Origin of the sequence: Citrobacter sp. CFNIH10 (assembly GCF_002934585.1) — a bacterium.
GTDB classification, from domain to species: domain Bacteria; phylum Pseudomonadota; class Gammaproteobacteria; order Enterobacterales; family Enterobacteriaceae; genus Citrobacter_A; species Citrobacter_A amalonaticus.
The window spans coordinates 3,654,418-3,676,951 of record NZ_CP026216.1; the positions used below are offsets into that span (position 1 = coordinate 3,654,418).

Below are 22,534 nucleotides of genomic sequence, written 5' to 3' on the forward strand. Positions count from 1 at the left end.
GGATGCATCCACAATGCGTGCGGCGTTAGCGATCGTAAATCGATAAACGTCTGCGCAGGCGGGAAGCCGGTTTTGATACTGCCCTGGCCATCGCGTTGCCAATTTCCTGGCAGGCGACGAGTCCCTGGATAAAGGGCCGATCGTGCATTAAATAGGGCAAGGCACCAAAGGCAATTCGTCCGCGAACGTTCTCTGGTGCCTGAAGCGTGTAATCATCGCCAACGTCCGGAATTGCATCTCCACACGACAGTAATTGCTGGCGTAATCGCGGGAACGGTAAGTCTTTGGTCTTCAGGGGTTTTTGGCCACGTGCATCGATGAATACGTCAAAGGACAGGCGATCGTTGTGCGTCGTAATCTCAGTACGATCCGCTTTTATCTCCTTCCTGTAATCCTGTCCCAGCGTGAGAATGCGCAGAATACCGGCTGCGTGCAACGCCAGCATTCGGCGAACTGACTCTGAGGGGATCGCCGCATAATTATCAATAAATACGCGAGCGAGACCGACGTTAAATCGTTCACTATCCTGTTCATTCAGGTGCGTAACGATCTCCTGAACCTTTTCATGTAAACGCAGCAAGGTATAGCGCCAGGCAACGGTGTGTTTGTTACGCTTATTCTCGTCGACCTCTTTCAGATTTGCAGCCGCCCATTCGAACGGATCGCTGCGCGCTCTGTCGGCAAACACCGCGACGGGAAAGCTATCCGCATCCAGTGAGGAGAGCGACATTTGCCTGGCCCATTTGGGATCGGCTAAGGCGAGTTCTTGCTGCATCAGTCTAAAAACGCGATCGAGGAGTTCTGTTGAACCGGCAGCGATTTCGCGCTGAATAGCCTCATCGGTAACGTACTCCAGCGGTTCATAGGGTATAGGACAATAGAAGTCGGCTTCCGGCAAAATGCCGGAACGGGACATCAGCGTAATCTCCAGCGCTTCACTGCCTTTATTCAGTGTGAAATTGACCTGATGTTCCTCTGTTTCGTGAAAGGTTCCATGCTGTACCGCAACCGCCATTGCGGCATCCAGAGCGCTCAATGAGGTTCCAAGAATGCCCACTCTGGCGGCGGGCACGTCCGCGTCCATCAAGCCGGACCAGGGGCTGGGATAAAATGCGTGCGTGGATTCGTCATCGTCCGGCCAGACGTGTCCCGTGGCAATCACTGCTAAGTCGACATGCAGCGGCTCCGTGTGTTGATCGGTCCAGAGTTGTACGCCAGTGGACACAGCTGAGACATCCGTGACTTCACAGGATTCGTACAACCTCACCTTAAATCCTCGATTTTCTGCGTGGTGGACGGCCTGCAAAAACTGCGCGCGAAAATAGTCGCCGAGCAGAATGCGTGGCAGAAACTGACGCTGGTGCAGCGTTTCTTTCTTAACGGCAAACTGTGCAAGGTACTGCGCTTCCTGGGTTTGCAACCACTCAAGCCAGGTGTCAAAAAGAGGTGGGACCTCAATACTGGCAATATTTGCCAACATCATTGGACTATTATCAGAATGGGTGTAAGGCATACCAATTCCTGCCCGGTTTCCGCGTTCAAAAACGACGATCTCCAGTGGCTGCTCCTCTTTTAGTAATGAGAAAAAGGTATAGACGCCTGTGGGGCCAGCTCCGATAATCGCGATTTTTTTCATACTCCTGTCCGTCCTGTTATTTTTATTTTGCCGCTGGGATTGCGGTTACATCATGTCAGTGTAGTTGAGGAAGGCCCGGATGTTTCGGTCTGGAATCGCTTACGTGCCTGACGAGCGGTGTCCTCTGCCATACTTAACGGTGTTTATTGTGAGGAAAGGAGTGACGATGATAACGCTGTGTAAAGCCTGTGGCACCTCATACGATAACCACCACGGCAACGTTAAACGTTGTAAAATCTGCGACGATGAGCGGCAATATATCCCTGTATCCGGGCAGGCCTGGATGGACTTTGATGAGCTCATCGCCAGCCATACCAATAAGTGGCAGCAGCATACGCCGCAACTTTTCAGTCTGAAAACGGTTCCTTCCTTTGCCATAAACCAGCGGGCGTTTCTGCTCAGGACGCCGGTGGGAAATATCCTTTGGGATTGCGTTGCGAATCTGGATCCGGCAACCCGAACGCTCATCCGCGCTATGGGGGGATTGAGCGCCATCGCGATTTCGCATCCTCATTACTACACCACCATGCAGGACTGGGCGGAGGCGTTTGACGCTCCCGTCTGGCTCCACGCGGCTGACAGGGACTGGATCATGCGCGACAGCCCCTGGATTCGGCTATGGGAAGGGGAAGAACACAACGTGCTTCCTGGCGTCAGCTTATTGCGTCTGGGCGGCCATTTTGCGGGGGGAACGGTTCTGTATCTGGAGGAGGGGGAAGGGACGATCCTCGCCGGAGATATCTTGCAGGTCACTCCCGGTGCTGACGCGGTGTCGTTTATGTGGAGCTATCCGAACATGTTGCCGCTGTCATCGAAAACCGTCGGTGGGATCATCCAGCGGTTAAACACGGTGACGTTTTCCAGTCTGTACGGGGCATTTGAAGGGCAGAATATTACCCACAATGCCAGTCAAATCGTGCAACGCTCGGGGGAAAAATATCTCTCCAGCCTGGCGTCACGTTAAATCCGCAGAGGGGGAAAATCCCCCTCTGCGGCATTATTAACCCACTCTGGCGTTGTTGATTTCGCTCAATGGAATATTCACATCAAACACTTTCGCGATGACTTCGTCAACGCCAAGGTTTTTTAAACGCGCGGTATGTTTATCCAGATAAGCCAGCGCGGTCTCCTCGCTTTCGAAAAGATAGATCCCTCCCGCTTCCTTGTTTTGCTCACTCTCCGTCCACACCTTCCAGATAAATCCCGGCTCCTGGTTAATCGACTCCGCCAGACCACGCAGTTGCTCAGCCATTTCTGCGCCAAATGGGCCAGTAAAAGCGAAGTGAAGTTGTAACAATTTCGGCATATCCATTCTCCATTCAACGACGTAATGATCATTCACAGTGACAATGAACTGAACTCTTCTCCCTGACACTATGTCGGGGAGTGTACCAGAATCAGGGCGCGCAAACCCCATTCATGCTGCAGTGGAGGTCATGGCAAGCGAGGAGTGAAAGTAGTTAATAAGCTGCATCAATACAACACGGTTAATGGGAAGGTAAGCGAAGACTTCCCCCCACACCCGCAAGTCAGGAATATGAATCAATGAATGGGTAATTTATTGATTTTTATTACGCGAAACTGAGTGATGAGAAATAATACCAGAGAAAAATAGGAAAGCAGGGAAAGAGAACAGGCACCCTATCACCAGGCGGTGAAATGGTGCGTCCGAGTGGACTCGAACCACCGACCCCCACCATGTCAAGGTGGTGCTCTAACCAACTGAGCTACGGACGCAAAATGGTGCGTTCAATTGGACTCGAACCAACGACCCCCACCATGTCAAGGTGGTGCTCTAACCAACTGAGCTATGAACGCAACGTTGTGTGTGACAACGGGGACGAATATTAGCGGCAGAGCCGGGAGGTGGCAAGAGGGAAATGGTAATTTTCTTCCGGATTTCACTCGATTGCGGAGGAAGTGCGCAAAATGTCGAGAGAATAGCCGCCAGCTGGCGGCTATCGTCGTTTTATCGCGCAGCGCGCTGCAGAATTACCGTAGAAGGCAGACGTTGCAGGAAGCGCATTCGCAGCATCATCATAACCGCCGCCGACGTCAGGCCGATGATAAAGCCCATCCAGAATCCAGCCGGCCCCATCCTGTCCACCACCAGGTCGGTCAGGGCGAGAATATAACCGCTCGGTAATCCCAACACCCAGTAGGCGGTAAAGGTGATAAAGAAAATCGAACGCGTATCTTTGTAACCACGCAGGATCCCGCTGCCGATGACCTGGATGGAGTCCGAAATCTGATAAACCGCCGCCAGCAGCATCAGTTGCGCCGCCAGCGTCACCACTTCAGGATTGTCGTTATAGAGCAGGGCGATGTGCTCACGCAGCGTCACGGTAAAGATAGCCGTCAGGCACGCCATGCAGACGCCAACACCTAAACCGGTACGCGCGGCGGTTTGCGCATCCAGCGTTGAACCTTGTCCGAGACGATAGCCCACGCGAATAGTGACCGCCGCCGCCAGTGACATCGGCAAAACAAACATCAGCGAACTGAAGTTCAGGGCGATCTGGTGACCGGCGACATCGACAATACCCAGCGGTGAAACCAGGAGCGCCACCACGGCGAATAATGTGACTTCAAAGAACAGTGCCAGCGCAATCGGCAGACCCAGTTGCACCAGGCGCTTCATCACCACGTTATCCGGCTTGCTGAAACGCTGTTCATTGCGGATATCGCGCATTGAACGCGCATGTTTCACGTACCAGAGCATGGCGCTGAACATCACCCAATAGACCGCCGCAGTCGCCACGCCGCAGCCGACACCGCCGAGTTCCGGCATGCCGAAGTGACCATAGATAAAGATATAGTTCACCGGGATGTTGACCAGCAGGCCAAGAAAACCCATCACCATGCCGGGTTTGGTTTTCGCCAGACCTTCACACTGGTTACGCGCAACCTGGAAGAACAGATAGCCCGGCGCGCCCCATAACAATGCACGAAGGTAACCGACGGCTTTATCCGCCAGGGCCGGATCGATGTTATGCATAGAGCGGATGATATAACCGGCGTTCCACAGCACAATCATAATCAGCAGTGAGACGAAACCCGCGAGCCAGAAGCCCTGGCGTACCTGATGCGCAATGCGATCGCGGCGTCCGGAACCATTGAGCTGAGCAATCACCGGAGTCAGCGCCAGCAGCAACCCGTGGCCGAACAGAATGGCGGGCAGCCAGATGGAGGTCCCAATGGCGACGGCCGCCATATCGGTGGCGCTGTAACCACCCGCCATCACGGTATCGACGAACCCCATTGCGGTTTGGGCGATTTGCGCAAGAATCACCGGTATTGCCAGAGCCAATAACTGACGCGCTTCACTGATATACTTCTGCACGTGTACACCTATCATTTTGTTTTTATTTGAGAGACTAAAAAAGCCGCCACGGGTGGCAGCAAGAAGAAGATGTAAGGGGAAATTTCAGTCTATTGTAGCGATGAATGCTAATTTCACCAGTGAAAAAAACAGGCCAAGGGGCACTTCACTGGCAACCTGATTTTCCAACTGCTATTGTGGCAGGCAGAAATGGCTTAACTGAATTCAGGAGTTGTAGGTATGTTTACAGGTATTGTACAGGGCACCGCAAAACTGGTGTCGATCGATGAAAAACCCAATTTTCGCACCCATGTAGTGGAATTACCTGAATACATGCTGGACGCGCTGGAAACGGGCGCGTCGGTGGCGCATAACGGCTGCTGCCTGACCGTCACAGAAATTAACGGCAATCGCATTAGTTTTGATTTGATGAAAGAAACGCTGCGGATCACCAATCTGGGCGATCTGAAGGTGGGCGACCTGCTTAACGTCGAGCGTGCGGCAAAATTCAGCGATGAGATTGGCGGGCATCTGATGTCCGGTCACATCATGACCACCGCGGAAGTGTCAAAGATTTTAACCTCCGAAAACAACCGTCAGATCTGGTTCAAAGTCCAGGATCCGACGCTAATGAAATACATCTTGTACAAAGGTTTTATCGGGATTGATGGGATCAGCCTGACCGTCGGAGAAGTCACCGCGACGCGTTTTTGCGTGCATCTCATTCCGGAAACCCTGGAACGCACGACGCTGGGTAAGAAAAAACTGGGCGCGCGCGTCAATATCGAAATCGATCCGCAAACGCAGGCGGTGGTGGATACGGTAGAACGCGTGTTGGCTGCGCGTGAAGCGGCGGTAACGAAAACCGCCAGCGAAGCGTAAAACCCTCCAGCCCCCGCAAGACGGCGGGGGCATAAGAAAGTTTAGCGGGCTACGCGGAGGCCGTCTTCAACGCCGCGCGAGAATACCACCTGCCAGAGCTGAATATCGCGGGCGCGAAACGCGCCGGCGCAGGCGTTGAGGTAGTAACTGAACATCCGTTTAAAACGCTCGGAATAGTTCTCGGCAATTTCAGGCCAGGCAGCGAGAAAACGCTCGTACCATGCCATCAGCGTCTTGTCGTAATCCGCGCCGAAGTTATGCCAGTCTTCCATCACAAAGTGCGATTCACTGGCGTTGGCTATCTGACGTACTGACGGGAGGCACCCATTCGGGAAGATATACTTGTTGATCCACGGGTCGACATTATTGTCGGTTTTTTTCGAACCGATGGTATGTAATAAGAACAGCCCTTCGGGTTTCAGATTGCGATCAACCACGTCAAAATAGGTCGCGTAATTTTTAGGGCCGACGTGCTCAAACATGCCTACCGAGACAATGCGGTCAAACTGATCGTGCAAATCACGATAATCCTGCAACAGAATCGACACATCCAACCCGGCACAGCGGGCCTGAGCCATTTTCTGCTGCTCGGCTGAAATCGTCACGCCAACCACACTGACGCCGTAATGCGTCGCCATATAGTGCGATAACCCCCCCCAGCCGCAGCCAATATCCAGCACACGCATACCGGGTTGCAGTTGCAATTTCTCGCAGATTAACCGCAGTTTGGCCTGCTGCGCCGCCTCCAGAGTATCCGCGTCTTTCCAGTACGCGCAGGAATACTGCATAAAGGGGTCGAGCATACGGCTGAATAGATCGTTGCCGAGATCGTAATGTTCTTTACCGACGATCCACGCTCGTTTTTTACTTTGCAGATTGAACAGGCGAGCGGCCGCGATGCGGAGGGTATCTTTGAAATGATGGGGAAGTTGGTTTTCCAGTCCTGCTCGCAGAACTTTGCTAAAAAACTGGTCCAGCCGATCGCATTCCCACCAGCCATCCATGTAACTCTCACCCAGACCGAGCGACCCCTCTTGTAAAACGCGTTTGAAAAAATCGGGGTTTTTAACGCGTATATCTGCTGGTGAAGAGCCGTTGATGGCAATGCCCGCGCGGCTTAATAATTCGTTAGTGATACGGTACCAGTCGTCATCCGGTACGCTGACTTCTTCTATACACGATGAACTCATAGTTTCTCCATCACTGGTCGGTGATCAGAACCTTAAAACAGCGTAGACGCTTTTTGGGCTTTGTGAGAAATCTCACGGAAACATTCCGCGAGTCTATTATCCGACGTAGAACAGAGGAAGGGAGGACCCCTTGCCGAAAAGGCCATCCATGGGGAACCGGGAACGCTCCGGTTCCCGTTAACACATAATAATTATCGTAATTTTTAACAACCGAAATTTAGTATAGGCCTCAAAAAACGATGATACAACCAAAAATTGTTAGCCGACTAATTAACGGTGATTATGAGTGATATCAATGGGATTCGCTGTGGGCAATCCCGCAATTATCATGCTGCGCACAGTCGTTAGAAGGATGCAGTTGCATCTTATAGCCCAGTCCAGCCAGTACCACCGTAGACAACATCACGCTGGTCGTGGTCAACAGCGGTGTGCTGATAAGCCAGGAAACGACCAGGCTTGCCAGGAAGCACAGACCCAACTGCAGGGTATTTTGCAGGGCTGCGGCACGACCCGTCGCCTGCGGGAATGGACGCAGCGCCTGGGCAACCACAATCGGGTAAATAGCCCCGTTGGCAATCGCCATTATGCAGAAGGGGATCAGGATCTCTGCAAGCGTGATGTGATGGATAAAACTTGCCGCCCAGGTTGCCACCACGCTCAGCGCATAGATAACCAGCAGCCAGGGCAGGAGCTGTTGTCCCTGCCATTTTTGCAACGCGGCGCGACAGCCATAGCCGCCAATCAGAAAAGCAATGGTCTGCGGTACGTAGCTCAGCCCAATCACCGCCGGGCTGTAGCCCATTTCACTCAAAATAAACGGGGAACCGGTCAACCACGCAAAGAAGCTGGCAGAACAGGCGGCGTAAATCAGGACGTTGCCGCGGTACGCTTTCGCACGCAGCAGGGTGGTGAACGTCAGTTTGTCCTTGCTGTCATCGCGAGCCCGGGTGGTGGGCTTTAAAAACAGGGCGGGCAGCATCAGCAGCAGCGTGATGAAAAACAGCGTGGCAAAGATCGCCTGCCAGGAAAGATGGGTCAGAATCCAACTGCCTAATAACGGCGCCAGTGCAGGAGACAGCCCGACCAGCGGCATGATGGTCGCGAAAATGCGGTTAATTTTATGAGAAGGATAGTAATCGGTAACCAGCGCCTGCCAGATGACGGTCGCCGCGCAGACTCCCACGGCCTGAATAAAACGCAGTACTAACAGGCCCGTTGCGCTCTCCACCCACAGCATACCCAGGCTACCGAGGGCGAAGACAGACAGACCCAGCAACAGGATCGGTTTACGGCCATAACGGTCAGAGAGGGGTCCCCACAGCAGTTGGGCGACGGCAAAGCCTGCTAAAAACAGACTCAGGCTGGCGCTGACGGCAGAGGCCGGTGTTTGCAGGTCAGATTGAATGGCGGCAAAAGCGGGCAAATACATGTCGGTTGCCAGAAAACCCAACACGCTGAGCCCTGCCAGCCAGACTAAAAACCCTTTTCCTGGTTGCATAGTTGTACTCTAATTTTGATTAATCACACTGGCGCAGAGTGTAGGGAGTGAATTTGGGCTTGTGAAACGGTAATATTTGTTTATTGCATTCAAAAATTTTGTAGGCAGATTATGTGGTCAGAATATGCGCTGGAAGTGGTCGATGCCGTGGCACGCAACGGGAGCTTCAGTTCCGCGGCCCAGGAGTTGCACCGGGTGCCTTCAGCGGTCAGCTATACGGTTCGCCAACTGGAAGAGTGGCTGGCCGTCCCGCTTTTTGAACGTCGCCATCGTGATGTGGTGTTAACCCCGGCGGGCGCCTGGTTTTTGAAAGAAGGCCGCTCTGTCATCAAAAAAATGCAGATCACGCGTCAACAGTGTCAGCAGATCGCTAACGGCTGGCGTGGGCAACTCCCCATTGCGGTGGACAATATCGTGCGCCCGGAACGCACGCGGCAATTGATCGTCGATTTCTACCGCCACTTTGATGACGTGGAACTACTGGTCTTCCAGGAGGTGTTTAATGGCGTGTGGGACGCGCTGTCAGATGGTCGGGTCGAACTCGCCATCGGGGCAACCCAGGCGATCCCGGTTGGCGGACGATACACTTTCCGCGATATGGGTAAGCTGAGCTGGTGTTGTGTCGTTGCCAGTACGCATCCGCTGGCCGCCATGAGCGGGCCGTTAAGCGATGACACGTTGCGCAACTGGCCGTCGCTGGTGCTGGAAGATACCTCCCGCACGCTGCCGAAACGCGTGACCTGGCTGCTGGACAATCAGAAGCGGGTGGTGGTGCCGGACTGGGATTCTTCCGCGACTTGTATCAGCGCCGGACTCTGTGTCGGCATGGTCCCGACACATTTCGCCAAGCCGTATCTCAACAAGGGGCAGTGGGTCGCGTTAAATCTGGAGAATCCTTTCCCGGATGCGGCCTGTTGCCTGACCTGGCAGCAGAATGATATGTCACCTGCGCTGATCTGGCTGCTGGATTATCTGGGAGACAGTGAAACGCTGAACAAAGAGTGGCTGCGGGAGCCCGATGAGACTCCCGCAGAAGAGGCTTAACGACGGTAGTCGCGGAACGGGCCATCCGCCACGGAGCGGCGCTCCACCAGGCGCGGGTGGACTTCAATAGACTGCGACTCTTCGCGTTTATTGACGATACGGTCCAGTAACATATTAAAGGCCGTCTCACCCAGTGAATCTTTCGGCTGGTGGATGGTGGTCAACGCTGGTGTAAAGAAGCGGGCGTTGCGCACGTTGTCGTAGCCAATCAGCGACACGTCCTGCGGGACGCGCAGACCCATCTCATCAGCGGCGCAAAGGGCGCCCATCGCCATGACATCGCCGCCACAGAAGACCGCCGTTGGGCGATGCGCCTGCGACAGAATTTGCTGCATGGCGCGGTAGCCGGATTCCGGCTCGAAGTCGCCTTGAACAATCCAGTTTTCAGGCACTTTAATCAGCGCTTCATCCATCGCTTTCATAAATCCGGCCAAACGGCCTGCGCCGGTGTTACGCTCCATCAGTCCTGGGATCACGCCAATTTCGCGATGTCCACGCTCGACGAGGTAACGGCCTGCCATGTAGCCGCCCTCGAAGGCGTTATCAATCACCGTATCAGTGAAGTCGGCTTTGGCTTCGCCCCAGTCCATCACCACCATTGGGATATGACGATATTCTTCCAGCATCGAGAGCAGGGGATCGGGGTATTCGGAACACATTACCAGCAGGCCATCAACGCGTTTTTGCGCCATCATCGACAGATAGGCACGCTGCTTTTCCAGGTTGTTCCAGACGTTGCCGAGGATCAGGGTATAGCCCTTCTGGAAGCAGTTCTTCTCAACCGCTTCAATAATTTCAGCAAAATAGGGGGCTTCGCTGCTCGTCGCCAGCAAACCGATAGATTTGGTATGGTTAACTTTCAGGCTACGGGCAACCGCGCTGGGGGAATAGTGCAATTCTTTGATTGCCGCCCACACTGCATTGCGTGTTTCTTCAGCGACGAAACGCGTTTTGTTAATTACGTGTGACACGGTTGTAGTGGAAACGTTTGCGCGCTTCGCTACATCTTTAATTGTTGCCATTAAATCTCACTCCAGACCCAACCTGAACATTAAATTACGCCAAGTAAACGTTTGCCTTTACTCATCCTGTGCCCAACGTCAGGGCTGCGGCACGCCGGGAAACGACACGGAACGTCAGGAAGGGGTCAATGGCCGGTACGCTAATCAAGTAAGCGTCGAATTTTGTCTGATCTTTACGAAAAGGGGAAGTATTAAAAGCACATATCACTCTAAATCGTGGGAGATTTTTACACTCAAGTGTGTAAAAATGCGCTATATCACTTTTTGTGTGGGTATAAAAAGGAGAAAAGTTGATGAGCACCGATCTGAAATTTTCATTAGTGACCACGTTTATTGTCCTGGCTTTAATCGTTGCGGGCGGCCTGACGGCGGCACTGCACTGATCCCCTCGGGGGAGTTCCTGCTCCCTCGAACCTCCCGCCATATTGTTATTGAATTTGCAAAAGTCTTTTGTATTTTTGTTAACTTCTCTTTTTTTGTGATTGATGTCATGCTTTTGACTCTTTGTTAAGCATCGCGCCCTGTCGCGAAGAGCCGGAGTCATCACTGCATGAAAATCAATTATCCGTTACTGGCGCTGGCCATTGGTGCGTTTGGCATCGGTACCACCGAATTCTCGCCAATGGGTCTGCTGCCCGTCATCGCGCGTGGCGTTGATGTGTCTATTCCCGCGGCAGGTATGCTGATTAGTGCCTATGCGGTCGGCGTGATGGTCGGCGCGCCGTTGATGACGCTGTTGCTGTCACATCGCGGACGCCGTAATGCGCTCATTTTTCTGATGGCTATCTTTACGCTCGGTAACGTGCTCTCGGCGATTTCACCGGATTACACCACGCTGATGTTGTCACGTATTTTAACCAGCCTTAACCACGGCGCATTCTTCGGCCTGGGCTCGGTGGTGGCGGCAAGCGTGGTGCCGAAGCACAAACAGGCGAGCGCCGTTGCGACCATGTTTATGGGGCTGACCATCGCCAATATCGGCGGTGTGCCGGCGGCGACCTGGCTGGGTGAAACCATCGGCTGGCGAATGTCGTTTATGGCGACAGCGGGGCTGGGGGTTATCTCGATGTTGAGTCTCTTCTTATCATTGCCAAAAGGCGGTGCCGGGGCGCGCCCGGAAGTGAAAAAAGAGCTGGCGGTGCTGATGCGTCCTCAGGTGCTCTCCGCGCTACTGACTACCGTACTGGGAGCGGGCGCCATGTTCACGCTCTATACCTATATTTCGCCTGTTCTGCAAAGCATCACCCATGCGACACCGGCCTTTGTGACCGGGATGCTGGTTCTGATCGGTGTGGGCTTCTCCATTGGCAACTACCTCGGAGGGAAACTGGCCGATCGCTCGGTTAACGGCACGCTGAAGGGCTTTTTGCTGCTGCTGATGGTAATTATGCTGGCGATCCCTTTCCTGGCGCAGAATGAACTGGGCGCGGCGGTCAGCATGGTGGTCTGGGGGGCGGCAACCTTTGCGGTCGTCCCTCCGTTACAAATGCGCGTCATGCGTGTGGCTCATGAAGCGCCGGGTCTCTCATCTTCCGTGAACATTGGCGCGTTTAACCTTGGAAATGCGCTGGGCGCTGCGGCTGGCGGGGCCGTCATTTCAGGCGGATTAGGTTACAGCTTTGTTCCTGTGATGGGGGCGATTGTGGCGGGTATGGCGCTGTTGCTGGTGTTTATCTCGGCGAGAAAACAACCTGAACAGGTGTGCGTCGCCAGTTAACGGCAGGACAAAAACGCAGAAGGGATTCCCTTCTGCGTTATCTTTTTTACGCGGCGAAGTTCTTCGCTACAAACTCCCAGTTTACCAGCGCCCAGAAGTGTTCCAGGTAGCCAGGACGCGCATTGCGGTAGTCAATGTAGTATGCATGCTCCCATACGTCGACGGTCATCAACGGCGTGGCGTCGGTGGTCAACGGCGTGCCAGCGTTGGAGGTGGAAACGATAGCCAGCTTGCCCTCTTTTCCTTTAACCAGCCAGGTCCAGCCAGAGCCGAAGTTTTTGATCGCCGCGTCGGTAAATTGCGCTTTGAACTCGGCAAAGCTGCCGAAAGAGGCGGCAATCGCGTCAGCCAGTTCGCCGGTTGGCTCGCCACCAGCATTCGGTGCCAGGCAGTTCCAGTAGAACGTGTGGTTCCAGACCTGAGCAGCGTTATTGAACACGCCGCCTTCCGAACTGCGTACGATCTCTTCCAGTGATTTCCCTTCAAAGGCGGTGCCTTTGATCAGGTTGTTCAGGTTGGTGACATAGGTCTGATGGTGCTTGCCATAGTGATATTCCAGCGTCTCGGCGGAAATGTGCGGCGCAAGCGCATCTTTGGCATACGGTAGTGCAGGTAATTCGAACGACATTGCTTCTCTCCTTATTATTAATAGTATTTCGCGCAATAACCTTATTGTGCGTAAGGATAGGGTAGCAAATTGAAAGGTGAGACAAAAGATGAACTTACCCTGTTGCGTTAACAACAGGGTAAAGTTTTAACGAATGGTTTTGGGCGTCATGACCCGGCGAGCGCCGACATAGTGGCGTTGCCAGTAATCTTCGCTGAGCGATGTGATCTGGATTTCCTGACCGCTGCGCGGTGACTGAATAAATTTGCCGTTGCCGACATAAACGCCGACGTGATCGGCAGTACCACGTCCCTGAGTGCGGAAGAACACCAGATCGCCATTTTTCAATTCCCCACGATCAATCGGTGCGGCATCACGCAGGTGATACATTTCATTTGCTGTGCGCGGAATACGGAATTTAACCAGATCTTTATAAGCGTAATAAACCAGACCGCTGCAATCGAAACCGGTGCGCGGAGACGTACCACCCCAGCGGTACGGCTTGCCAATCTGACTCATTAATTTGTTCATCGCCGTGCTGGTCGCTTTTTGCACTTTCACTTTATGGGCATCCGCAATCTTTCCTGACGCCGTGTTCTTCACTTTCACACACGTCGGCTTGTGTCCTTTACGCGGGGTGCACTTTTCACTCCAGCTGACAGCGGCTGTCTTTTTCGCAGCGACGGTTTTACTTTTGCGACTGGCTGTTTTGCTGGTTTTGGCAGAGGCGGTGATTTTTTTCTTAGAAGAAGAGGCGGTTTTCGTGCTGGTTTTGCTGGTCGTTTTCCTGGCGGTTTTTTGATTGGTTTTATTCGTTTTTTTTGCTGTTGCCGTACTTTTCTTTTTGTTGCTGGTTTTCTTACTATCCGTAAGACCAGCCGTATCCCTGGCTTGCTTGGACGCATGTGCCATCGGCATAAAGGGAATCGTTGTAAATAGCAAAGCACAGAGCGTGAGGGAAAGTCGGTTTATCCGCGCCACTGAGCATTCCTCTGTTAAGGCAGGTCGCAATCATACCTGCGTGTGATTTACAAAACCTGATGATTCTAATCTATAGAAACGAATAAAGTTAATAGCTTTTATTGTTAAAAATACGGTTTCGCTATTGAGTGCAAAAAAAAACAGCAGCCAAAGCTAAATCTGCTTATTTAGCGCACACTTTCGACACAGGCACTGAGGAAACTATTATTGGGAATGCAACTTATGCGTTCAGACGATAAAATAGTAAAGCGTAATGAAAATGTTATTTTCCGATGTCGCTCTGAAACGCTACAATGTCAGTCGACTGCCGTAAAAGAAGTTAAGGAAGCAAGACAATGAGCACCACTATCGAAAAAATCCAGCGCCAGATCGCTGAAAACCCGATTCTCCTGTATATGAAAGGTTCTCCAAAACTGCCAAGCTGCGGCTTCTCCGCCCAGGCTGTGCAGGCACTTTCCGCCTGTGGTGAGCGTTTTGCCTATGTGGATATTCTGCAAAACCCGGATATTCGCGCAGAACTGCCAAAATATGCAAACTGGCCGACCTTTCCACAACTGTGGGTTGACGGTGAACTGGTTGGCGGCTGCGACATTTTGATCGAAATGTACCAGCGCGGCGAACTGCAGCAGTTGATCAAAGAGACCGCTGCAAAATACAAATCTGAAGAATCAGACGCTGAGTAATCAGTTGACGGTTAAAGGGGAGCTTTTCCTGACTCAGGTTAAGCTCCTTTTCATTTCTGCGCTTCCTATCCCCAGTCCAGCCCCTGCGGCGAACTGGAAAACCCGACTTCCCGTAGCAGGGTAAAGAGAGGGGTTTGCCGTACCGGTTTATCGTTAACTTCCGACAGTGTGAAACGCAGTCGCGGTTCACGGCGTAAGGCGCTCGTCAGCGCCCTGAAAATCTCCGGCGAAGGCATTTCCTCATTTTCTGTCCAGATCATCATCTTTTTTCCTCCCTGAGCAAGGTACAGCCGCAACTGTCCAGCGGAAATCACGACAAACGCGCCGTTACGCCGCCCGGGGACCAGAGATGACGGATGCGTCGGCCACGGTAGTAGCGTTCCCCAGGGATTAGCGGGATCGTTCGCAGATAGCGCCACCGCCGTAAACGCCTGTTGTTCAGACGTCGACGGCGTCAGATCGCGCAGACGATCGACAGTGTCCCGCTCGGCAAACTGCGCGCCGCCCATTCCCTCCACGAACCGCCCACGCAGAATTCGCCCAGAATCTTCCATGCTTCGGCACAGCGTCTGCATGGCGGGAAAGCCGCCAGGCACATTCTCGGCAATCACGGCCTGGCGACCAATTACGCCGTAGCGATCGAGCATATTCTCGGCACAGGCCAGCATCCTTTCAGTATCATTCAACGTCTCTCGCGGCAGCAGCGACCAGCGACCGGCCAGCGCAGGCGTGGTGTAAGAAACCGGTACAGCGATGGACGAGAGGCGCGGCGCGGCATAAGCCGGGCGTCCACGACGCATACGCGGCGAACGTCGTGACGGCTGGCGCGATGCGGCGACAGTACGCGTCAGGCCACGCAGCGGAGCCCAGATATCGGTCGTGATATACCCTTGCCAGACCAGACCCCAAAGTGCCTCATGCAGCGTGGCTGGCGTTAACCATTCGTCACCGCCAGCGTCTGCCGCACGCGTCTGAATCAACGCGCTAAGTTGCTGCGCAAACCATGCGCCACCACCAGAAAGAACGTCCAAAATTGCGCGCTGTAAGTCTGAAAGCGCCTCGCTGTCACCGGATGGCGGGGAAAGCGTTTCTGCAAGGTAATCCCGTAAATGCAGTACCACCCGTCCATCATCGTCGCCCAGTTTCTTTTGTCCTGACCAGATGACTTCACCCGTCGCCAGCAACTCATCGAGCATATCCGGTGAATAATCACGGACACGAGCAGGGAAAATCTGGCTTTCCCACAACGAGGCAGGCAGGCCGACTCCGGCCAGTTGTTCAATAACACGCGTGACGCCGTCACTTCCTTCCAGCGTACCCGTGGAGGAGGACGGTAGGCGCGCAGGGCTGCCGTCGGCGGATGAAATAAGTCCCTGACGCTCCAGCAACAGTCGGGTGTAGCTCGTTGCCGGAACCGGACGGGTTGCCTCTCTTGCCGCATGCAGCGAGCGGATGCGAAGACGATGAAATACGTCCTCATTCACCCACGTTGACGCTTCGTCAGGCGTGGAAGAAGTACCGGCACGCAACGGAATGAGGACACCCTCATCGCGCAATTGACGCAGTTGATCGCCGGCGACGGCTACCCCCAACCCGAACGTTTGCGCAATCTGGGCGCGAGTAAACAACGTGTGGGTACGGCTGAAGCGCAGGAAAAGATCGCGCAGCGGCGCGTTCACCGGATGCAGCCACGCCGGTGAAATCGTCGCAGGCAGGCGAATTCCCAGCGCGTCACGAAGTCTGGCTGCATCGTCCATGCAGGCCATCTGCGCCGTGTCCGCGATAACGACCGGGAAGATACGTTTTTCAGCGGACAGCTCATCAAGCCACGTCCTGATGTCAGCGAGCGTTCCTTCGTGTCTGGCGGCAATTTCGTCGACGCTCATTGGTCCCAGTTCGCGCAGTAAATCGTAAACGCCTTCCATCCCCTGGGCTTTCCTGCCCGCCGCCCGCCGCTGAAGTTCATCTTCAACCTGGCGGATAATTTCCGGGTCAAGCAACTCCAGTGGATCGCCCTGGCCTAACAGGTTGCCCAGCAGTTCGCTGTCCAGCGCGAGTACCGAAGCCCGACGTTCCGCCAACGGCGCGTCGGTGGCGTACATAAATTCCGCGACGTAGCCGAAGAGTAGATCGGTGGCGAAGGGTGAGGGGGTTGGCGTGGTCACTTCAGACATCTGGATCTCGCCGGTGTTCAACCGGCGTATGACCTGCTCAAGTGCGTCGAGATCGTAAACGTCCTGCAGGCACTCACGAGCCGTTTCCAGAATAATGGGGAAATCAGGATAGCCCGCCGCAATTTCCAGAAGCTGACTGGCGCGCAGGCGTTGCTGCCAGAGCGGCGAACGACGCCCTGGCGTGCGGCCCGGCATCAGCAGGGCGCGGGCGGCGCATTCTCTGAAGCGGGCAGCAAACAGCGCCGTACTGCTGACGGCCTCCCGGACAATGCGCAGCAGTTTTTCCGGTTCAAACAGGAAAATAGCGGCATCGGGCAGTTTCCCGTCGCTGTCCGGTATGCGCGCGACAATCCCATCATCACTGGCAACAATCGACGCGTCAGCCCCCCACTGCGCATGGAGGCGTCCGGCAATCGCCAGCGCCCAGGGCGCGTGTACCCGACGACCATAAGGGGAATGCAGAATAACCCGCCAGTCACCCATTTCATCGCGACAGCGCTCAAGCACCAGATGACGACTCCAGGGGAGCACGCCCGTGGCATTTTTTTGATCGTCAATTAACCCTTTGATATTTGACAGAACATTGTCATCGCGCAGTCGGGGTGAGAGCCGGCGTTCTGCGTTGTCATCGGACATCGTATGGATAAAATCACCAATGCGTTCTCCCAGTTCCGCCGGGCGTCCGACGCCTTCGCCGCGCCAGAACGGCAGTCTGGCTGAGCGTCCGGGCGCGGGGACAACGATAACCTGATCGCGGGTGATTTGTTGAATTCGCCACGAGGTAGCACCCAGCGTGATGATGTCGTTGACGCGTGACTCGTACACCATTTCTTCATCCAGTTCGCCTACGCGACGCGATCCGGCTTGTTCATCCCCTTCGGGAAGCAGCACGCTGAACATGCCGCGGTCCGGAATGGTACCACCGCTGGTTACCGCCAGAAGCTGCGCGCCAGGACGGGCCGTTAATAACCCAGTTTCGCGGTTCCAGATTATGCGTGGTCGGAAGACGGCAAAATCGCCGGAGGGATAGCGCCCTGCCAGCATATCCAGCGTGGCGTCAAATGCGCTTCTCGGCAAATCCTGCCACGGTGAAGCCCGGCGGACGAGGGCATACCAGTCATCAACATTGAGTGGATCCATTGATACGGCAGCAACGGTTTGCTGCGCCAGAATATCCAGCGGGTTGCGTGGCGGCGTCAGCGTTTCCAGTTGTCCGGCGTACATACACTCGACGATGACGGCAGAGTCAATCAGATCCCGACGGGTTCTGGGGTAGAACAGCCCCTTTGATACCCCGCCGACCTGGTGACTGGCGCGCCCGATGCGCTGCAGGCCGCTGGCGACAGAAAGGGGCGTCGCCACCTGAATCACCAGATCAACCGCCCCCATGTCGATCCCCAGCTCCAGACTGGAGGTCGCCACCACGCAGCGAAGTTCGCCGGATTTCAGCGCATGTTCGGTGACGGCACGCTGTTCTTTGGACACCGAACCATGATGCGAACGGGCAATGTATTCTGCGGCGTCCTGCGCCCGGTTACTGGTGGACCCGGTTAGCGAGTCAAAGTGCACCGGCTCTGCCTGCGGTTGGGGCAACGCTTGTTGTCGCGAAAGATACAGTTCATTCAGGCGGGCCGTCAGCTTTTCCGCCAGCCCACGCGAGTTGGTGAAAACAATGGTGGAACGATGGCTAAGGATTTGATCGAGAATACCGGCTTCAATGCGCGGCCAGATGGAACCTTCTCGCCCCTTGTGAATGGCCTCGCCGCTGTCGCTATTGTCCGCTAAGACGTCATCAAGATTGGCGGCTGGAGCGACGATGTGGATATCCGGGTGACGGGTAGAAGGCGGATTGATAACGGTAACCGTACGATCGCCGCCCAGAAAAGCGGCAACGGCTGTAACCGAACGTACGGTCGCCGACAAACCAATGCGCTGCGCCGACGTTGCCAGAAGCGTATCCAGACGTTCGAGACTCAGCGCAAGATGCGCGCCGCGTTTTGTGCCAGCTACCGCATGTACTTCATCGACGATCACCGTTTCAACGCCGCGCAGCGTCTCTCTGGCGCGGGAGGTGAGCATCAGATAAAGCGACTCCGGCGTGGTGATCAGAATATCGGGCGGATGACGACTCAGCTTCGCACGCTCCTGAGGCGACGTATCGCCGGTGCGGATCCCAACCCGAATAGCCACCTCTGGCGCGCCGGATTTCTTCCGTTCTTCGCTAATCCCCAGCAGGGGAATTTGCAGGTTGCGCTGGACATCCGTACCCAGGGCTTTTATCGGGGAAATATAGAGGATTCGGGTGACTTTCTTTTCTTTGTCAGAGGAGGAGGTGGCGTGCGCTGCCTCGCCTTCACGAAACAGGCTATCCAGGGCATAGAGAAACGCGGCAAGGGTTTTCCCCGAACCGGTCGGGGCTATCACTAGCGCGTGCTGATTCGCGGCGGTCACGGCCCACGTTTGCGACTGCACCGGCGTGGGATGCTGAAATGCCGAGGTAAACCAGTCGCGGGTTGCCGGTGAGAAAATATCCGGCAGCGGAGGCGGCGCATTTTTTGCTGACATGTTCCCTGTCCCTTTTGCGATGTTGGCGAATCAAGACCTTTTTACAGAATAGCGGGAAATGCGCAGGGTGTATTGATACTGGTCAAATATACAGTATAAGTGAAAGGGGGAGCGACCTGATAACCGACGTTATCAGGTCACCAAATCAGGCTTCTTCGGGCAGAGGTAACGGCCAGCCGCCGAGACGCTTCCAGCGGTTAACAATTTCACAAAACAGCACGGCGGTGCGCTCGGTATCGTACAGCGCTGAGTGCGCCTGGGTACCGTCAAACTCCATGCCAGCCGCCAGACACGCTTTGGAGAGCACCGTTTGTCCCAGAGCCAGTCCGCTCAGGGCGGCAGTATCAAACGTCACGAACGGATGGAACGGGTTGCGTTTGAGCGACGCACGCTCAGCGGCAGCCATCATAAAGCTATGATCGAACGTTGCATTATGGGCGACCATAATGGCGCGGCTGCAACCGCTGTCTTTAATGCCTTTGCGGACCATTTTGAAAATGGCGTGCAGGGCGTCATATTCACTCACCGCGCCACGCAGCGGGTTGGATGGATCAATACCGTTAAACGCCAGTGCTTCAGGCTGTAAATTTGCGCCTTCAAACGGTTCTACGTGGAATTGCAGCGTGCTGTCCGGCATCAGCCAGCCTTGTTCATCCATTTTCAGCGTGATGGCAGCTATTTCAAGCAGCGCATCGGTTCTGGCGTTAAATCCGGCCGTTTCAACATCAATGACGACAGGATAGAAACCACGAAAACGGCCGCACAGACCGGTAAGTTGAGCGTTATCGGACATCAGGGTCTCTTAGTACGGAAAAAATTGCAGCGCGCATTATGCCAAAAAAAGCGGAGTGATGCAGTAAAACAACGGGCGCAGAAAGCCACTGCGCCCGGCAGGAATCAGTTACCGAGTCCTTTCCCGGCGTCCTTCTCTTCGATCAGCTCGATTTTGTAACCGTCCGGATCTTCAACAAAAGCGATCACGGTCGTGCCGCCTTTAACCGGACCAGCTTCACGAGTGACGTTACCGCCATTCTGACGAATGCGCTCACAGGCTTCAGCCGCGTTATCGACGCTCAGGGCGATATGACCATAAGCCGTACCCAGCTCGTATTTGTCAACGCCCCAGTTATAGGTCAGTTCAATCACCGCTTCGTCACTTTCTTCGCCGTAACCGACAAATGCCAGTGAGTACTTGTATTCGGTATTTTCACTGGTGCGCAGCAGCTTCATGCCGAGCACTTTAGTGTAAAAATCAATAGAACGTTGCAGATCGCCAACGCGCAGCATCGTATGAAGTAAACGCATGTTTTGTCCCCTTAAAAAATGGTCAATACATTCAAAATGTTGTTTTAGTATAGCGGCGTTTTTACGCCGCTATCAATGAAGGAATGCGATGGAGGGAATTAGAGCGTCGGGTAATCGGTGTAGCCTTCCGCACCGCCGCCGTAGAAACTTTCACTGCGTTGCGGGTTGAGTTCAGCTTTACGTTGCAGACGCGCCACCAGATCCGGGTTAGCGATGTAATCACGACCAAACGCGACGGCATCGATCAGACCCTTCTCAATTAAGGTCTCTGCTTTTTCACGCGTATAGGCGCCGGCACCGATAATCGGACCGTGGAAACGAGCGCGTACTTTTTCGCGGAACGCGTCGGTATACGGCTTGCCGCCAGCCCAGTCTGGTTCAGACATGTGCAGATAGGCGATGCCGCGTTTACCCAGTTCTTCAATCAGATACAGCGCATCGGCTTCTTCGTTCGGACCATTGTCGACATTCTGGAAGGTGCCAACAGGCGAAACGCGAATCCCGATACGGTCCGCACCCCATTCCTTAATACCGGCATCGACCACTTCCAGCACCAGGCGCGCGCGATTCTCCACGCTACCGCCGTACTGATCGGTACGATGGTTAGAAGAAGGGGAAAGGAACTGATGCAGCAGATAACCGTGAGCGGAGTGCAGTTCAACCAGATCGAAACCGGCTTCACGCGCATTGGCGATAGCCTGGCGGAAATCATTGACAATTCCCGGGATTTCATCGGTTTCCAGCGCGCGTGGCATAGAGGTATCCACTCGGATAGCCTGACCATTTTCATCACGCAGGGAAGTTCGGGTCCCGGCGCTGATAGCGGATGCGGATACCGGCGGCTGTCCACCCGGTTGTAGGCTGGCGTGAGAAATACGGCCTGTGTGCCATAACTGAACGGCGATGTGGCCGTTTTCAGCATGAACACCGGCGGTGATTTTCTTCCATGCGGCGATCTGCTCATCACTGTGCAGGCCCGGCGCGCCGGCATAACCCTTCGCCTGTGCGGAAATCTGCGTCGCTTCGCTGATGATCAGACCCGCGCTGGCGCGTTGGCGATAATACTCGGCCATTAACGGAGTCGGGATGTCGCCAGGCTCAATGCTGCGCAGACGCGTCAGCGGGGCCATGAAAATACGGTTTGGTGCGGTGATCGCGCCCACTTTCAGTGGGGTAAACAGTTTATCTGATGACATAATGTTTTCCGTTATGAATAGACCGGTCGTCTAGTAAGCAGTTAAATAAAACGCCTGTTAAGCACCAGGCGTTGCGATAATATTTTTCACGTGCGCCAACGCGTTTTCCAGCGGGGTGGCACTGCGAGAAATTTTGGCCTGCAGATTCGCTCCCAGCCACAGCGCATAAAGGATTTGCGCCTGCTGCAGTGGTTCTCCTGCAAACGTCAAACAATGACTATCACGTCCTTTTTCCAGCGCCAGCGCCAGGATGACCATAATTTTCCCGGCCCCTTGGTCCATTGCGGTGCGCATATCTTCCGACAGGTCGCACACTTCGGCGGAGAGTTTAACCGTCAGGCAGCCGCTGATGATTCCTTGCTGGCAAAACTGATTCAGGGTTTCCTGATAATAAGCCAGAATGCGATCGCGGTAATTGCCTGGACCCGTGTCAAAATGCACCGTCAGCCGCTGATGATAACCGGCAAAATGCCGTTCCAGCATTGCGACGCCAAAGGCTTCTTTAGAGCGAAAGTAGTGATAAAACGATCCTTTCGGCACCCCGGCGGTTTTGAGCAACTCGCTCAGTCCCATACCGGTAAAGCCTCGCTGCATGCAAAGATGCTCACCGGTAGCCAGTAAGTGTTCGCGGGTATCGTACTCAGTTTGCTTGTTCATGGCAGGGAGTGTAATAGACCAGTCGGTCTAATGCAAGACAGGTTGCCAGAAATCG

General features: G+C 54.4%; 19 protein-coding genes and 2 tRNA genes. 6 read left to right on the forward strand and 15 right to left on the reverse strand.

Going from position 1 to position 22,534, the window contains the following annotated elements; translation table 11 throughout:
- Positions 1 to 25: 25 nt before the first annotated feature.
- A complete protein-coding gene (locus tag C2U53_RS21475; RefSeq protein ID WP_090050041.1) occupies positions 26 to 1,636 on the reverse strand; it encodes an FAD-NAD(P)-binding protein in 1,611 nt (536 codons plus the stop codon).
- A 166-nt stretch (positions 1,637 to 1,802) separates the two neighbouring features.
- On the opposite strand from C2U53_RS21475, the gene C2U53_RS21480 reads away from it, so the two are divergent.
- A complete protein-coding gene (locus C2U53_RS21480; protein WP_043000819.1) occupies positions 1,803 to 2,600 on the forward strand; it encodes an MBL fold metallo-hydrolase in 798 nt (265 codons plus the stop codon).
- Between the two features lie 36 nt (positions 2,601 to 2,636).
- Here the strand turns inward: C2U53_RS21480 and C2U53_RS21485 are convergent, their stop codons facing one another.
- The 4 genes from C2U53_RS21485 to mdtK all read right to left on the reverse strand — a co-directional run bounded on the left by C2U53_RS21485 (position 2,637) and on the right by mdtK (position 4,979).
- Positions 2,637 to 2,942 carry a monooxygenase gene (locus C2U53_RS21485; protein WP_104446421.1) on the reverse strand — a complete coding sequence of 102 codons (306 nt, stop codon included), beginning with the start codon at positions 2,940 to 2,942 and terminating at the stop codon, positions 2,637 to 2,639.
- Between the two features lie 354 nt (positions 2,943 to 3,296).
- Positions 3,297 to 3,373, reverse strand: a tRNA-Val gene (locus C2U53_RS21490).
- A gap of 4 nt (positions 3,374 to 3,377) precedes the next feature.
- Positions 3,378 to 3,454 (reverse strand) — tRNA-Val (locus C2U53_RS21495).
- A gap of 151 nt (positions 3,455 to 3,605) precedes the next feature.
- Entirely contained in the window at positions 3,606 to 4,979 is a 1,374-nt protein-coding gene (gene mdtK, locus C2U53_RS21500; protein ID WP_043001940.1) for a multidrug efflux MATE transporter MdtK, read from the reverse strand.
- Positions 4,980 to 5,198: 219 nt separating this feature from the next.
- On the opposite strand from mdtK, the gene C2U53_RS21505 reads away from it, so the two are divergent.
- Positions 5,199 to 5,840 (forward strand): riboflavin synthase, encoded by a 642-nt coding sequence (locus tag C2U53_RS21505; RefSeq protein ID WP_043000817.1) that lies wholly within the window; start codon positions 5,199 to 5,201, stop codon positions 5,838 to 5,840.
- Positions 5,841 to 5,881: 41 nt separating this feature from the next.
- On the opposite strand, the gene cfa is transcribed toward C2U53_RS21505, so the two are convergent.
- The gene (cfa, locus tag C2U53_RS21510) at positions 5,882 to 7,030 is read right to left on the reverse strand and encodes a cyclopropane fatty acyl phospholipid synthase (protein ID WP_043000816.1); all 1,149 of its coding nucleotides are present in this window, start codon (positions 7,028 to 7,030) and stop codon (positions 5,882 to 5,884) included.
- A 292-nt stretch (positions 7,031 to 7,322) separates the two neighbouring features.
- On the reverse strand, positions 7,323 to 8,528 hold the full coding sequence (gene punC, locus C2U53_RS21515) for a purine nucleoside transporter PunC (protein WP_044254694.1): 1,206 nt from the start codon (positions 8,526 to 8,528) through the stop codon (positions 7,323 to 7,325).
- Positions 8,529 to 8,639: 111 nt separating this feature from the next.
- Between punC and punR the strand changes: the two genes are divergently transcribed.
- Complete coding sequence (gene punR, locus C2U53_RS21520) at positions 8,640 to 9,572, forward strand: DNA-binding transcriptional activator PunR (RefSeq protein WP_043000814.1); 933 nt, start codon at positions 8,640 to 8,642, stop codon at positions 9,570 to 9,572.
- Here punR and purR read toward each other — a convergent pair.
- The gene (gene purR, locus C2U53_RS21525; protein WP_044265381.1) at positions 9,569 to 10,594 is read right to left on the reverse strand and encodes an HTH-type transcriptional repressor PurR; all 1,026 of its coding nucleotides are present in this window, start codon (positions 10,592 to 10,594) and stop codon (positions 9,569 to 9,571) included. The genes punR and purR overlap by 4 nt on opposite strands.
- 293 nt (positions 10,595 to 10,887) lie before the next feature.
- On the opposite strand from purR, the gene C2U53_RS21530 reads away from it, so the two are divergent.
- Positions 10,888 to 10,977 (forward strand): YnhF family membrane protein, encoded by a 90-nt coding sequence (locus C2U53_RS21530; protein ID WP_086512609.1) that lies wholly within the window; start codon positions 10,888 to 10,890, stop codon positions 10,975 to 10,977.
- Positions 10,978 to 11,144: 167 nt separating this feature from the next.
- A complete protein-coding gene (locus tag C2U53_RS21535) occupies positions 11,145 to 12,311 on the forward strand; it encodes an MFS transporter (protein WP_044265379.1) in 1,167 nt (388 codons plus the stop codon).
- Positions 12,312 to 12,357: 46 nt separating this feature from the next.
- Here C2U53_RS21535 and sodB read toward each other — a convergent pair whose 3' ends face one another.
- Together sodB and C2U53_RS21545 are read right to left on the reverse strand one after the other, a co-directional pair.
- Positions 12,358 to 12,939, reverse strand: a complete 582-nt coding sequence (gene sodB, locus C2U53_RS21540; RefSeq protein WP_044254680.1) for a superoxide dismutase [Fe] — start codon at positions 12,937 to 12,939, stop codon at positions 12,358 to 12,360.
- Between the two features lie 126 nt (positions 12,940 to 13,065).
- Positions 13,066 to 13,899 carry a C40 family peptidase gene (locus C2U53_RS21545; protein WP_043000810.1) on the reverse strand — a complete coding sequence of 278 codons (834 nt, stop codon included), beginning with the start codon at positions 13,897 to 13,899 and terminating at the stop codon, positions 13,066 to 13,068.
- 335 nt (positions 13,900 to 14,234) lie between these two features.
- Between C2U53_RS21545 and grxD the strand changes: the two genes are divergently transcribed.
- Positions 14,235 to 14,582, forward strand: a complete 348-nt coding sequence (gene grxD, locus C2U53_RS21550) for a monothiol glutaredoxin 4 (RefSeq protein WP_042319226.1) — start codon at positions 14,235 to 14,237, stop codon at positions 14,580 to 14,582.
- 65 nt (positions 14,583 to 14,647) lie between these two features.
- On the opposite strand, the gene C2U53_RS21555 is transcribed toward grxD, so the two are convergent.
- From C2U53_RS21555 to C2U53_RS21575, 5 genes are all read right to left on the reverse strand, one after another.
- A complete protein-coding gene (locus tag C2U53_RS21555; RefSeq protein WP_104446422.1) occupies positions 14,648 to 19,321 on the reverse strand; it encodes an ATP-dependent helicase in 4,674 nt (1,557 codons plus the stop codon).
- A gap of 145 nt (positions 19,322 to 19,466) precedes the next feature.
- The gene (rnt, locus tag C2U53_RS21560; protein ID WP_104446423.1) at positions 19,467 to 20,114 is read right to left on the reverse strand and encodes a ribonuclease T; all 648 of its coding nucleotides are present in this window, start codon (positions 20,112 to 20,114) and stop codon (positions 19,467 to 19,469) included.
- Between the two features lie 104 nt (positions 20,115 to 20,218).
- On the reverse strand, positions 20,219 to 20,626 hold the full coding sequence (gene gloA / locus C2U53_RS21565) for a lactoylglutathione lyase (protein ID WP_043000807.1): 408 nt from the start codon (positions 20,624 to 20,626) through the stop codon (positions 20,219 to 20,221).
- A gap of 98 nt (positions 20,627 to 20,724) precedes the next feature.
- Positions 20,725 to 21,822, reverse strand: coding sequence for an alkene reductase (locus C2U53_RS21570; RefSeq protein ID WP_044265372.1), 1,098 nt, complete (start codon positions 21,820 to 21,822; stop codon positions 20,725 to 20,727).
- Positions 21,823 to 21,879: 57 nt separating this feature from the next.
- The gene (locus C2U53_RS21575) at positions 21,880 to 22,479 is read right to left on the reverse strand and encodes a TetR/AcrR family transcriptional regulator (RefSeq protein ID WP_043000805.1); all 600 of its coding nucleotides are present in this window, start codon (positions 22,477 to 22,479) and stop codon (positions 21,880 to 21,882) included.
- Positions 22,480 to 22,534: the final 55 nt, after the last annotated feature.